Source organism: Mesorhizobium sp. B2-7-1 (genome assembly GCF_006440735.1).
Classification (GTDB): Bacteria; Pseudomonadota; Alphaproteobacteria; order Rhizobiales; family Rhizobiaceae; genus Mesorhizobium.
Genome location: NZ_VFUA01000036.1, coordinates 39469 through 53544 on the forward strand (window position 1 = coordinate 39469; position 14076 = coordinate 53544).

The 14076-nt window shown below is 64.7% G+C and carries 11 protein-coding genes; 9 read left to right on the forward strand and 2 right to left on the reverse strand.

Going from position 1 to position 14076, the window contains the following annotated elements:
* Positions 1-20: 20 nt before the first annotated feature.
* Positions 21-947, reverse strand: a complete 927-nt coding sequence (locus FJ471_RS15800) for a peptidylprolyl isomerase (RefSeq protein ID WP_140804534.1) — start codon at positions 945-947, stop codon at positions 21-23.
* A 262-nt stretch (positions 948-1209) separates the two neighbouring features.
* Between FJ471_RS15800 and secA the strand changes: the two genes are divergently transcribed.
* Positions 1210-3942, forward strand: coding sequence for a preprotein translocase subunit SecA (secA, locus tag FJ471_RS15805; RefSeq protein ID WP_140804536.1), 2733 nt, complete (start codon positions 1210-1212; stop codon positions 3940-3942).
* Positions 3943-4047: 105 nt separating this feature from the next.
* Here the strand turns inward: secA and FJ471_RS15810 are convergent, their stop codons facing one another.
* The gene (locus tag FJ471_RS15810; protein ID WP_140804538.1) at positions 4048-6633 is read right to left on the reverse strand and encodes a LuxR family transcriptional regulator; all 2586 of its coding nucleotides are present in this window, start codon (positions 6631-6633) and stop codon (positions 4048-4050) included.
* 239 nt (positions 6634-6872) lie between these two features.
* Between FJ471_RS15810 and FJ471_RS15815 the strand changes: the two genes are divergently transcribed.
* From FJ471_RS15815 to FJ471_RS15845, 8 genes are all read left to right on the forward strand, one after another.
* Positions 6873-7145: a DUF4242 domain-containing protein gene (locus tag FJ471_RS15815; RefSeq protein WP_140804540.1), complete on the forward strand. Its 273-nt coding sequence runs from the start codon at positions 6873-6875 to the stop codon at positions 7143-7145.
* 112 nt (positions 7146-7257) lie between these two features.
* Entirely contained in the window at positions 7258-7404 is a 147-nt protein-coding gene (locus FJ471_RS34815; protein WP_181179423.1) for a hypothetical protein, read from the forward strand.
* 164 nt (positions 7405-7568) lie between these two features.
* On the forward strand, positions 7569-8024 hold the full coding sequence (locus FJ471_RS15820; RefSeq protein WP_140804554.1) for a hypothetical protein: 456 nt from the start codon (positions 7569-7571) through the stop codon (positions 8022-8024).
* A gap of 242 nt (positions 8025-8266) precedes the next feature.
* Positions 8267-9670, forward strand: coding sequence for a lipopolysaccharide biosynthesis protein (locus FJ471_RS15825; protein WP_140804542.1), 1404 nt, complete (start codon positions 8267-8269; stop codon positions 9668-9670).
* On the forward strand, positions 9670-10950 hold the full coding sequence (locus tag FJ471_RS15830; protein ID WP_140804544.1) for a GNAT family N-acetyltransferase: 1281 nt from the start codon (positions 9670-9672) through the stop codon (positions 10948-10950). The genes FJ471_RS15825 and FJ471_RS15830 overlap by 1 nt, the downstream gene beginning before the upstream one ends.
* A gap of 23 nt (positions 10951-10973) precedes the next feature.
* Positions 10974-11807, forward strand: coding sequence for a creatininase family protein (locus FJ471_RS15835; protein ID WP_140804546.1), 834 nt, complete (start codon positions 10974-10976; stop codon positions 11805-11807).
* Entirely contained in the window at positions 11804-12967 is a 1164-nt protein-coding gene (locus FJ471_RS15840; RefSeq protein WP_140804548.1) for a YncE family protein, read from the forward strand. The genes FJ471_RS15835 and FJ471_RS15840 overlap by 4 nt, the downstream gene beginning before the upstream one ends.
* A gap of 329 nt (positions 12968-13296) precedes the next feature.
* A complete protein-coding gene (locus FJ471_RS15845) occupies positions 13297-13977 on the forward strand; it encodes a hypothetical protein (RefSeq protein WP_140804550.1) in 681 nt (226 codons plus the stop codon).
* Positions 13978-14076: the final 99 nt, after the last annotated feature.

Genomic DNA, 14076 nt, shown 5'->3' on the forward strand with positions numbered 1-14076 from the left:
ATATTCCAGCCGATAGCGGATTACTTGCCGCCTTCCAGCGTGTCGATGTCCTTCTTGAGCTTCTCGTCCGGGATCTCGACCTTGGCTGCGGCGCGCAGCTCCTTGACCATGGCGAAATACTTGTCGCGGATCACCGCCTGCTTGGCCTGGTCCTTGACGTCGTCGAAGGCCGGCGGCTGCTTGGCGCGCTTGTCCTCGAGCTTGATGACGTGCCAGCCGAACTGCGACTGCACCGGCTCCTTCGAATATTTGCCGACGTCGAGCGCGAAGGCCGCCTTGTCGAATTCCGGCACCATCTGGCCCGGGCCGAACCAGCCGAGGTCGCCGCCATTGGTCTTGCCGCTCGGGTCGCTGGTGTGCTCGTTGGCGAGCTTCTGGAAGTCGGCGCCGCCGTCGAGCTGCTTGATGATCGCCTCGGCCTCTTCCTTCGTCTTCACGAGGATGTGACGGGCGTGGATTTCGTTGACCGGCGGCGTGTTGGCGATCTCCTGGTCGTAGCGGGTGCGCACTTCGGCGTCCGTCACCTTGTCGACCACTTCCTTCTCGACGACCTCGCCATGCAGCGCACGAGCCTGCAGGAAAGCCATGCGGCGCTGGAAATCCGGATCCTTGTCGAGGCCGCTGTCCACCGCCTTCTTGGCCATCACGCGGATCTCGATCGCAGCCGAAAGCGCGGCCGCGCGGCGCTGCTCGGGCGGCAGTTGCGCAAATTGTTGCGACAGTTCGCCTTCGGCGAGCTTAAGGTCGGCCTCGGTCAGCTTCTCGCCATTGATGGTGGCGACCACGGCATTGGGATCGACCGGCGCCGCCGGAGCAGCCGCGGGCGCCGTGGCGTCCGGCTGGGCGGGCTTGGTCTCCTGCGCCATCAGCGGCGACAGGCAGAGAGCCGAGAACCCGAAGGCCAGACCGAGGCTGGCGAGCGAGGCGCGGCGGAATGACAGGGACATCAAGATAAACTCCAATGGGGATTGCCAATAAGGATCGCGTGAGCGGAAGGGTCCAGATCAGTCGGATTGTGGCGGAATTTGGCGCTGCCCATAGGGCTAACGCGGCGTTGACATCGATTGAGCCCCCTCTTATCTGTCCAACGACTTGGCGTCCAGAACCGTTTTCCGGGCGCTTTTTGCGTTTGTCCGCATTCACGCGGATTTGATAGGCCCGCCAGGTGCCTGTCGCAAACGGCCAAATTGCTATCGAAAGGACCATTGGATGGTCAGTCTCGGCGGTCTCGCCCGTAAGGTTTTCGGTTCTTCCAACGACCGCCGTGTCAAGTCGACCCGGCCCAGGGTCGAAGCCATCAACGCCATGGAAAACGAGATGCGGGCGCTCTCCGACGCCGAGCTTGCGGGGCGGACGCAAAAATTCCGCCAGGATCTCGCCAACGGCGCTTCGCTCGACGATCTGCTGGTCCCTGCCTTCGCCACGGTGCGCGAAGCGTCCCGCCGCGTGCTGGGCATGCGGCCGTTCGACGTCCAATTGGTCGGCGGCATGGTGCTGCACAACGGCGGCATCGCCGAGATGCGCACCGGCGAAGGCAAGACGCTGGTCGCCACCCTGCCGGTCTATCTCAACGCGCTTTCCGCCAACGGCGTCCACGTCGTCACCGTCAACGACTATCTGGCCAGCCGCGACGCCGAATGGATGGGCCGCGTCTATAAATTCCTCGGCCTGACCGTCGGCATCATCGTCCATGGCCTTTCCGACGACGAGCGCCGCGAGGCTTACGCTTCCGACGTCACCTATGCCACCAACAACGAGCTCGGCTTCGACTATCTGCGCGACAACATGAAGTACGAGCGCTCGCAGATGGTGCAGCGCGGCCATGCCTACGCCATCGTCGACGAGGTCGATTCCATCCTGGTGGACGAAGCGCGCACGCCGCTGATCATTTCCGGTCCGCTCGAGGACCGCTCGGAAATGTACAACACCATCGACACCTTCATGCTGAAGCTCGGTCCGGCCGACTACGAGGTCGACGAGAAGCAGAAGACGACGATCTTCACCGAGGACGGCACCGAGAAGCTGGAAAACATGCTGCGCGACGCCGGCCTGTTGAAAGGCGAGTCGCTCTACGACGTCGAGAACGTCGCCATCGTCCATCACGTCAACAACGCGCTGAAGGCGCATCTCTTGTTCCAGAAGGACCGCGACTACATCGTGCGCAACGACGAGATCGTCATCATCGACGAGTTCACCGGCCGCATGATGCCTGGACGCCGCTATTCGGAAGGCCTGCACCAGGCGCTTGAGGCCAAGGAGCATGTGCAGATCCAGCCGGAGAACCAGACGCTGGCCTCCGTCACCTTCCAGAACTATTTCCGCCTCTACAAGAAGCTTGCCGGCATGACCGGCACGGCGCTGACCGAGGCCGAGGAATTCGGCAACATCTACGGCCTCGAAGTCACCGAGATCCCGACCAACCTGCCGGTCATCCGCAAGGACGAGGACGACGAGGTCTACCGGACGGTCGAGGAGAAGTACAAGGCGATCGTCAAGGAAATCCGCGAAGCCAGCGCCAAGGGCCAGCCGACGCTGGTCGGCACCACTTCGATCGAGAAGTCCGAGCAGCTGGCCGAGCGCCTGCGCAAGGACGGCTTCAAGAACTTCGAAGTGCTGAACGCCCGCCACCACGAGCGCGAGGCGGCCATCGTCGCCCAGGCCGGCAAGCCCGGCGCCATCACCATCGCCACCAACATGGCCGGCCGCGGCACCGACATCAAGCTCGGCGGCAACGCCGAGATGCGCATCGCCGAGGAGCTTGGTGACATGCCGGCCGGACCCGAGCGCGAGGCGCGGGAGAAGGCGATCCACGAAGATATCGAACGGCTGAAGGAAAAGGCGCTGGCCGCCGGCGGCCTCTACGTGCTGGCCACCGAACGCCATGAATCGCGCCGCATCGACAACCAGCTGCGCGGCCGCTCCGGGCGCCAGGGCGACCCGGGCCGCTCGAAATTCTTCCTGTCGCTGCAGGACGACCTGATGCGCATCTTCGGCTCCGAGCGCATGGACGGCATGCTGCAGAAGCTCGGCCTCAAGGAAGACGAGGCGATTATCCATCCCTGGATCAACAAGGCGCTGGAAAAGGCGCAGAAGAAGGTCGAGGCGCGCAACTTCGACATCCGCAAGAACCTCTTGAAGTATGACGACGTCTCGAACGACCAGCGCAAGGTGGTGTTCGAGCAGCGCATCGAGCTGATGGACGGCGAAGGCCTGTCGGAGACGATCGGCGAGATGCGCGAAGGCGTCATCGAGGAGGTCGTCGCCAAGAACATTCCCGAAAACGCCTATGCCGAGCAGTGGAACGTCGCCGGCCTCAAGGAGGAAGTGGCGCAATACCTCAACCTCGACCTGCCGATCGAGGAATGGGTCAAGGAAGAGGGCATCGCCGAGGACGATATCCGCGAACGCATCACGGCCGCGGCCGACGCCGCCGCCAAGGAACGCGCCGACCGCTTCGGCCCTGACGTGATGAACTATGTCGAGCGTTCGGTGGTGCTGCAGACGCTCGACCATCTGTGGCGCGAGCACATCGTCAATCTCGATCATCTGCGCTCGGTCGTCGGCTTCCGCGGTTACGCGCAGCGCGACCCGCTGCAGGAATACAAGGGCGAAGCCTTCGAGCTGTTCCAGGGCATGCTCGGCAATTTGCGCCAGGCCGTCACGGCGCAGTTGATGCGCGTCGAGCTGGTGCGCCAGGCGGCGGACGCGCCGCCGCCCGAAGCCCCCGACATGTTCGGCTCGCACATCGACGGCACCACCGGCGAGGACGACTTCCAAGGCGGCGAGACCGCGCTTCTCATGCGCCAGGACACCAATGCCGCCGTCGCGCCGGAAAACCGCGACCCGAAGAACCCCTCGACCTGGGGCAAGGTCGGCCGCAACGAGCTCTGCCCCTGCGGCTCCGGCAAGAAGTACAAGCACTGCCACGGCACCTTCGCCTGACCCTCTTTTCCTTCTCCCCGTCACTATACGGGGAGAAGGCGCCCGAAGGGCGGATGAGGGACAGCACCAACGTCCGGCGACGTATGCCGGCCTGAAAGCCAAAGCTCACACCAGCCCCGATGCACGCGCCGCGGCCGCCGCCTCGCCGCGCGAGATGACTTCCAGCTTCTCCAGCACCGCCGAGACGTGGTGATCGACCGTCTTGGGCGAAATCGTCAGATGCGCAGCGATCTTCTTGTTGGAAAAGCCCCGATCGAGAAGTTCCAGGACTTCCATCTGGCGCTGCGTGAGGCCGGCCTGGTTGGCGCGCGTCGCCTGTCGGGGTCCTCTCGCGATGTGACTGACGCCGCTTTCCCGCATAAGGCCGCGGGCGTGCTGCGCGACCGCCCTCGCGCCAAGCTCCTCGAAGATGGCGAGCGCCTCGCGCTGCGCCGCTTCATCGCCGAGTAGCAAGGCCACGGCCCGTTCGAAAGGCGCGCCCATTTCGGCCCATAACGCGGCGGCGCCGCGCCAGTTGCCGCTCAGTTGCAGGCGGTGCGGCTCAGCCATGCCGTCCGTGTCGCCAGGTTTGGATCCAGGCGACAGCAGCTCGCGCCAGACAGCAAGTTCGCCGAACACGGCCGGCGTCGGCGCGAGGCTTTCGGCAACCGCGATCAGGCGCAGGGCTTCCTGCCTGTCGGCTTGCCCGAGCCAGGCCAATTCGGCCAGCACTGCGGCAAACGCCACAAGCCGCTGCAGTTCCATGCCCTTGTCCAGGAACAGCCTCATCTCTTCGATGATCGGCTCGGCCGACGGGTCGCCGCGTCGGATGCGCAATTTTGCCAGCGCCACCAGCGACGGATAGCGCACGAGCGGCGTCGTTGCGTCGTCGTCGACGACCTCATGCGCCATTGCCGCGGCATCGTTCCAAAGGCCGCGGCGAAGCCAAAGCTGCGCCTGCACGCCGCGCATATAATCGCGCCATGTCGCGAGATCGTTCTCGACGCAATAGCCGATGCCGCGCTCCAGGAACGACGCCGCCTCCTTGAAGTTGAGCCTGTTCATCTCGACGCAGGCGCAGTTCGTGAAGGCGCGCGCCGCATGCTCCTGGAAGTTGCCCGACAGCGCAATGCCGAGGCTGCGGGCGAGATCGCGCCGCCCCTTGGCAAAGTCCAGCCATTGTCCGGCGGCGCCGACATTGTTGAGCGCGTGGCAGAGGATGTCCGGCCGGTTGAGACGCTCCGCCAGCTCGATCGCCTTGCCGCCGAACGAAAGCGTGTCGTCGAGCCGCTCGGCGAGCATCGCCAGTTGCGAGAGGTTCGAATAGGCCATCGCCAGTTCGGCGCTGTCGGGCGCGGTCTCCAGAAGCTCCACGGCCTGCTCGCCGAAACGGTCCGCCGCCTCGCGATCGCCGACCAGATAGGCAAAGCGCGACAAGCACCTGAGGCTGTCGCCTTCCTTGAGCCGATCGCCCAGTGCCTGGCGCAATTGGCGCGCCCGGCCCTGCGCTTCCATCGCCGCGTCGATGCGGCCGATCAGATGGCACTCGAAGGCGTGGCCTTCATGGAGCTCCGCCCGCTTCTCGATGGGCAGGATATCCGCGTAGCGCAGCGCGACCTCGTAATAGCCCGCCGCATCGCGATGCGCGCCGACGCGGGAAGCCTCGCGCGCCGCGACCGGCGCGAGCTCTCGCACCACGTCCAGGCTTTGCGCTTCCACGGCATGATGCACCAGCCTTGCAGTGGCGACTTGCGGATTTTCGCGCAAGGCCGCCAGGGCGCGTTCATTGTACTCCCGCCGTTTGCTGGGCGTCAGCGCCATTTCGATCGCCGTGCGGGCGATCTCGTGCCGGAAGGCATAGCCGTCGCCGAAATCCTCCAGCAGGCCGTTGGCGACGCATTCGGCAAGCTGGCCGGCGGCGGCGATCCCGCAAAGGCCGCTGAGCGCCCAACCGTCGGCGCGGCGTGGGAACACCGAGACCGCGTCGAGCATCGAGCGGGCGCCGGACGAGAGCTGTTCGGCGCGCGCGAGCACCGCATCGCGCACGCTGACCGGAAGCAGGCTGTCTTTTTCGCCGGCCAGCAACTCCGTCACGAAGAAAGCATTGCCCGCCGTGGCGCGGTAGATGGCGCCGCCGTCGCGGCCGGCGGCCTCGGCGAGCGACAGAACGGCCGTCTCGCTGAGCAAGGGGACCTCGATACGAAGGATGTTGCCGGCCGGAATTTCGCCGAGCGCCCGCCGTACCCGCATCTGGCCCTCGCTGCGGTCGGTCCGCGCGGTGACCACGAGCAGGATGTGGGTGCCTGCGATGCGCCGGCCGAGGAATCGGACAAAGTCGAGCGTCGCGTCATCCGCCCAATGCAGGTCCTCGATGACCAGGACGCTCGGCCCCCTCGTCTCGAAAACATCGAGCGCGTCGGAAAAAAGCGGCATCCTTTGCCCCTGCCGGGCGTCGATAGCCTGCGGCAACTCCCATCCCGCCTCGCGCGCGAGATCGTAGAGCGCGCCGAGCGGATCGGGGATCGAGAGGTCCTCGCAGGCGCCGCGCAACAGCTTCACGCCTTCCGTCAGCCTCTCCATGAACGCCTCGACCAGCGTCGTCTTGCCGGCACCGGCTTCGCCGGTCAGCGCCACGACGCGGCCGTGGCCTTGCACGGTGCCGGCCAGCACGGCCTCCAGTTGCTGCAGTTGCGTCTGCCTTTCCAGAAGCATCGTCACTCTCGCGAATTGGGATTCTTGGGCGCGGCGGATGCCGCTGGATAATAGGTACGAAGGGGCGGAAATGTGACCTTCCACACATTCGAGTGCTCACTTCCACATAGAACGCTCCAAAGATAGGGAATCGTCCCGTCGAATATGGGGAAAGGTTCCGATGCGCGCCTTTCGCGAAGGTGATTTCTGCTGGGTCGCGCTTGAACCGAGCGCAATTCACCAATGAAAGGAAATCGATCGTGCCTCGCTACCTTGTTGAACGCACCTTCCCGGAAGGCCTGAACGTGCCGATGAACGATGCCGGCGCCACCGCGATGGGCGGCGTCATCGCCCGCAATGCGGAGAAAGGCGTCACCTGGGTGCAATCCTTCGTCTCGCCCGACAAGTCGAAGAGCTTCTGCATCTATGACGGGCCCTCGCCGGAGGCGATCCGCAGCACGGCGCAGAAGAATTCGCTCCCCGTCGACAAGATCACGGAGGTTCGGGTCCTCGACCCCTACTTTTATCGCTGATCGGGCAGACCATGTCGGGCAGATCAGTCCCGTCGCTGGCGGACCAGACGCCGTGCCGGATCGCGAGAGTCTACCCGCCGCGGCGGACAACCTCCCGCCACGGCGCGGCTTCATGCGACGGGCTCTGTCGGCGCTGCTTTCGCCCTTGCGAAATCAGCGCCGCTTGCCGCCGCAGGACGATTACCTGAGACGCGACATCGGCCTGCATGAGCGGGAAAACCCGCGCGAATACTGGGAATATTGGTGGCATCACCGCTGATCCTGCCTCATCGGATCAGCGATCATCCCTTTTAACGACAGGCGCTGCCGGCGGAGTTGGCCTTGACAGGCTGACCCGCCGCTTGCGCGCCTCAAATCGAATTGGAGAGACAAATGAGCATTCAGACCCTAACCAGGTGCGTTATCGGCGCCTCTGCCGCGATCATGATGCTGATGACGGGCGCCGCCACGGCGGAATCCGTCAATCCGCTGGCTGAAAAAGTGCGGGCGCTGGACAGCCGCTTCGAGGACGTCGCGGTGGCGAAGGCTGAAGGCTACACGCCGATCCCTTGCGCCAGCGGTCTTACCGGCGGCGCCATGGGCATCCATTACGTCAACGCCGCCTATCTGAAGGACGACGCCGTCGAAGTCGCCAAGCCGGAAGCCGTGATGTACGAGCCGATGGCCGACGGCACGCTGAAGCTGATCGCGGTCGAGTACATCACCGCGAAGGGCCCGGCCTCGCTCGAGGGCCATCTGTTCAACTTCAACACCGCGCCCAACCGCTACGGGCTCGGCCCGTTCTACGAGCTGCATGTCTGGGCCTGGAAGCAGAACCCGACCGGCACCTTCGCCGACATGAACCCGAACGTATCCTGCGACGCGATGAAGGGCATGTAAGGGGCGCCTCTTCCTTCTCCCCTTGTGGGAGAAGGTGGATCGGCGCGCAGCGCCGAGACGGATGAGGGTGTTCCAGTGGAGTGAGGCGTCGGCGTTCCCTAGCACCCCCTCATCCGTCGCCTTCGGCGACACCTTCTCCCCTAGGGGAGAAGGTAAGGCCCCGCCCTCTCCACCCAACCGTTTCTTAAGGTGTTTCGGATAGACCGGAACGCTGGAAAGAGGCGGAAAACGGAGAGTTCTGGGTGCGCTTTTCCGCGGCGACGACTGCCGGGCGGTTCCTGCCGCAGCGCTGGGCGCTGCGCATGCGTCCGTTGCTTGGCCGCATCGACGCCGTGCTGTTCACCGCCGACGAGCGCGGCGAAGCCGGGCGCATGTCGCTGATCGCCTTCTCCATCCGCATCATCAGCGCCTTCATCGCCTTCGTCAGCCAGGTGCTGATGGCGCGCTGGATGGGCTCGTTCGAATACGGCATATCGGTGCTGGTCTGGGTGACGATGGTCATCGTCGGCAATCTCGCCTGCCTCGGCTTCCACACCTCGGTCATCCGTTTCATTCCCGAATATCGCGAGCGCGGCATGCTGGCCGAGCTGCGCGGCATCGTGCAGGCGAGCCGCCTCTTCGTGCTCGTCGCCTCGACGCTGGTGGCAGGCCTCGGCGCGCTTGGCGTGTGGCTCGCTTCGGACTGGATAGAGAACTACTATGTCATCCCTTTCATCCTCGGCGTCATCTGCCTGCCGATGATCGCCATGGGCGATCTCCTGCAGGGGCTGGCGCGCGCCAATTCCTGGGCGCTGCTGGCGCTGTCGCCCACCTATCTGGTGCGCCCGGTGCTGATCCTGCTGTTCATGGCGCTGATGCTTGGCATGCACTATGTGCCCGACGCCAAGACCGCGATCTTCGCCTGGATCGCCGCGACCTATGTCACCACGCTCGGCCAGCTGATGGCCGTCACGTCGCGCATGGAAAAGAAGATCCCGCCCGGGCCTATGGCGGTGCATTTCGGCCAGTGGATCCTCGTCTCGCTGCCGATCTTCCTGGTCGAGGGCTTCTTCTTCCTGCTCACCAATGCCGACGTGCTGATGGTGGGCGCCTATCTCAATCCCAATGACGTCGCCGTCTATTTCGCCACGGTGAAGACGCTGGCGCTGGTGCATTTCGTCTATTTCGCGGTCAAGGCCGGCGTTGCCCAGCGCTATGCGCAATTCACCCATGGCGAGCCGCATAGGCTTGCCGCCTTCGCCCGCGAGACCGTCTCCTGGACCTTCTGGCCTTCGCTTTTGATGGCGCTGCTGGTGCTGGTGCTCGGCGAGCCGATGCTGGTGCTGTTCGGCCCCGAATTCACCGCCGGCTACCCGCTGCTGTTCCTGCTGGTGCTGGGCGTCGTGGCGCGCGCCGCCGTCGGCCCCTGCGAGAGCCTGCTGACCATGAGCGGCAACCAGAACATCTGCGCCGCCGTCTATGCCATGACGCTGGCGCTCAACATCGGCCTCAATGTGATCCTGATCCCGCTGTTCGGCCTTTGGGGCGCGGCGATCGCCACCAGCCTCGCCATGGTTTTCGAGGCCAGCGCGCTGTCCTTCACCGTCTGGCGCAAGCTCGGCATCGTGATGGCGATCTTCGTGCCTGCAAAGAAGGAAATCGCCTGATGGCCGCAGTCCCGTTGCTCGAAGAGACCAGCGGCGGCCCAGCCGGCGCCATGGTCTCCAACCTTGCCGGCCTGGCGCGCGAGGCCGACCCGGCCCATATCGAGCTCTTCGCCAGCAACAGGCCGGAACGCAAGCTCGCCATCTATCCGGCCTCGGCCGGCTTCGACCTCGTCGAGGAGCTCGACTATCTCAGCGCCCGCACGATCGAGCCCAACGTCTTCTTCAACCCGCGCTTCCTGGCGCCGGCGATGCCGCGGCTGGAAGACCGCGAGGTGCGGCTGGCCGTCATCCGCGACGGCGACGAGTATCGCAATCGGCTGCGCCTCCTGGTGCCGTTCTCGGTCGAGCGGCCGGCGATCCCGCTCGGCGTCCCGGTGATGCGCACATGGTCGAGCCCGTTCGGCCCGCTCGGCACGCCTTTGGTCGACCGCGACGACCCGGTCGGCGTCATCGAGGATTTCTTCTCGATGCTGTCGAGGCCGCATCTCAAGCTGCCCAAGGTCTTCGTGCTGCCCGACATGCGGCTAGACGGCCCGGTGGCGAGCCTGCTCACCTCCTTTGCCGACAGCCGCGGCCTGACCCTGGTGACCACCGGCAAGGTCGAGCGCCCGGTGCTTGAAAGCGATGCCGACGGCGAGGACTATCTCAAGGCTTCGCTGCGCGCGCATCACTATCGTGAATTCCGCCGCCTGAAGCGGCGTCTCGCCGATCAAGGCAAGCTCGAGCACATCGTGGCGCGCGGGCCGGACGAGATCCGCCATGCCATCGAAAGCTTCCTGACGCTGGAAGCGGCCGGCTGGAAAGGCCGCGAGCGCACCGCGATGGCGATCGACCGCTACCGCGCCGCCTTCGCCCGCGAGGCCGTGCACAGGCTGGCCGAGCAGGACATGTGCCGCATCCATCTCTTGACGCTCGACGGCCGCACCATCGCCTGCCTGGTCGTCTTCGTCGAGGCCGGCGTCGCCTACACCTGGAAGACTGCATACGACGAGGCGCTCCCCGCCTATTCGCCGGGCACGCTTCTGATGATCGAGGTGACCAAGCAGCATCTCGACGACCCCAACATCGTCATGACCGATTCCTGCGCGGTTCCGGACCACCCGGTGATGAGCCGCCTGTGGAGCGAGCGCAAGCCGATGGGCACGCTGGTGGTCGGGTTGACGCCGGACGCCGACCGGCTGGCCCGCCAGGCCGCCTCGCAACTGCATCTCTACCGTGAGACCCGCAACATGGCGCGCATCCTGCGCAACCGCATGCGGAGCTTGCTGAAGCGTCGCTAGCGCAATTCCAGGAAACCCAGGGCATGCTTGTCGAGATCGGAAGGCGCGCACTGCGGCGCATCCTGGCTGGCGCCGCGCTGCTGCTGTTCCTGCCGGCGGTCAATCCGGCAAGCGCTTCGGTGTTCCTGGAAGACCTGACCTGGACCGAGTTGCGCGACCTCGTCGCGGCGGGAACGACCACGATCATCGTTCCGATCGGCGGCACCGAGCAGAGCGGCCCGGCAATAGCGCTGGGCAAGCACAATGTGCGGGTGAAAGCTCTCGCCGAGAAGATCGCCGCGAAGCTGGGCAATGCGCTGGTCGCGCCGGTCATCGCCTATGTGCCGGAAGGCAACATCGATCCGCCGACCTCCCACATGCGTTTTCCGGGAACCATCTCCATCGGCGACAAGACTTTCGAGCAGTTGCTCGAAGCCACAGCCCGCAGCTTCAGGCATGCCGGCTTCAAGACCATCGTGCTGATCGGCGACCACGGCGGCTATCAGGCCGACGAACGTCAAGTAGCCGACCGGCTCGATGCGGAATGGAAAAGGACGCCGGTGCGGGTCTTTGCCGATGTCGATTACTATCGGCTCTCGCGAGGGCCCTATACCGACAAGCTGCTGGCCGCCGGCGCCGCCCGCGCCGAAATCGGCACCCATGCCGGCTTGGCCGACACCTCGCTGATGCTCGCCGTCGACCCGTCGCTGGTGCGCAAGGATCGTCTCGCAGGCCCATCAAAGCTCGGTGCCGGGGATGGCGTTTATGGCGGCGATCCGGCAAGGTCTTCCGCGGAATTCGGGCAACTTGGGGTGGATCTCATCGTCGACGGGACGACGGATGCGATCCGCGCTTTCATTGCAAGTCAGCCAAAATGATCGAGACTTCCCTGCGCTTCATCCGTGTTTGCGTGCCGCTTGCGCTGCTTGTCTCGCTCCAGCCCGGCGCCTCGCATGCCGGCTCCTGCCCGGAGGATTGCTCCGATCCGCCGCCTCCCCCGGTCAACATCTACAGCCAGACCACGGCCAGCCATCTGAGTCCTGCCACGACCGGCGCGCTGCCGCGCGTCTATGTGCCCAACCGCTCCTCCAACAGCGTCTCGGTGATCGACACCGTCGCCTTGAAGGAGGTCGGCCGATTCCCGGTCGGCAGCAAGCCGCAGCATGTCGTGCCGTCCTGGGACCTCAAGACGCTGTGGGTCGCCAACAACGGCACCGGCAGGAACGGCAGCCTGACGCCGATCGACCCGATGACGGCCAAGCCCGGCCAGCAGATTGCGGTCGACGACCCCTACAATCTGTATTTCATGCCGGACGGGAGCGCCGCAATCGTCGTCGACGAGGCGATGAAGCGGCTCGATTTCCGCGACCCGCACACCATGGCATTGAAATCGAGCCTGCCGACGCCGACCTGCCCCGGCATCAACCATGCCGATTTCGCGGTCGACGGCTCCTATGCGATCTTCACCTGCGAATATGGCGATGGCGGCCTGGCCAAGATCGACCTGAAAAACCAGAAGGTGCTCGGCCACCTCGACCTCTCCAAGATGGGCATGCCGCAGGACATCCGGCTCTCGCCCGACGGCAAGGTCTTCTACGTCGCCGACATGATGAATGACGGCGTGTTCCTGGTCGATGGTGACAGTTTCAAGGAAATCGGCTTCATCCACACCGGCATCGGCACGCACGGCTTCGTCGTCAGCCGCGACGGCAAGCGCCTCTACGTCTCCAACCGCGGCTCGCACAAGATGGAGCAGGGCAAGGCCAAGGGTCCGGGCGGCGTCACGGTGATCGACTTCGCCACCCGCGCCGTCGTCGCGCAATGGCCGATCCCCGGCGGCGGCAGCCCCGACATGGGCAATGTCAGCGCCGACGGCAGGCAGCTATGGCTCTCCGGCCGCTTCGACAGCGACGTCTACATGATCGACACCACCAGCGGCGCGGTGACGAAAATCCGCGTCGGCGTCGAGCCGCATGGGCTGACCGTGTGGCCGCAGCCCGGCAGGTATTCGCAGGGGCATACGGGGAACATGCGGTAGCAGCCGTTCTAACGGAGCAGTCCACGATCGCGCCGACGCCCGATCGGCACAAGTTTGCCGGTGAGCTCGCCGAGCCGAACGCGCTCCCCGCGAAGTTGTCCGGCCCGGCTCGGAATGGCCCGACACAGCGTCGGCATCGCGACTTTTCCGTCGACCGATCAGGGTGCCTATCGAGCCGACCAAGGCGGCAATCCCGACGATCCCGACTTCGTGATGTCCTCGTGTTTGCACAAATGGCACATCGTCACATAACTGAAATCCGGCGCGCCTAGCGGGTTCCTCGCCGCATCGCCGGCACATCTCGCCACTTCCTACATCGAGGAAAGACCATGTTTTTTCGTGCCATCGTCGCGCCATTGGGCATCTCACTGTCCATGGCATCATCCAGCTTCGCCGCCGACATCGTCGAAGCGCCCCCGCCGGCAGCGCCGACCTGGACCATAGGGATAGAGGGAAGTCCCGAATTCTACGCCATCGACAACGGCAGCAACAAAGCCCGATCGCTTGCCGACACCTACTTCAAGCTCAGCGTCTCGCACAATTTCGACGACAATTTCGTCGGTGGCGTATTCATCCAGCCAACCTTCAAGACCGGTGGAAAGACGCATTATTATGGCGAGGCGAGCCTCGGCTACAAGATCAAGCTGACGGACGCCTTCACGCTGACTCCAAGCGTAGCTCTTGGCTACACCTGGCATGACACCGGCATCATCAAGGATGCGGACGCCAACGCGAACGTTCCTTACTACGCGTTGTATCTGGCGGGCGACTGGAAACTGTCCAAGCAATGGACGTGGAACGTTTTCAACTTCCGCTACCGCAACGCCTTCAATGCCACCTGGGAAACGCCGAAGCTGGCCACAGGCGTGACCTACAACATCGATTCCACCAATGCGGTCTATGCCAGCGTCGGTTACGCGTGGAAGAAGACCGACACGACGTCGGCGCCTTACGACGATCTCGCCGGCGACAAGCTCAACATCGCGATCGGCTACAAGCACTCGCTCTGACCGCAAGAGCAATTCCAGGAAAAGTACGTAGCGGTTTTCCGTCCGGAATTGCGTGAAACAACAAAGGCGCGGGCTGGCCGTCGTCAGCCTGCGCCACAG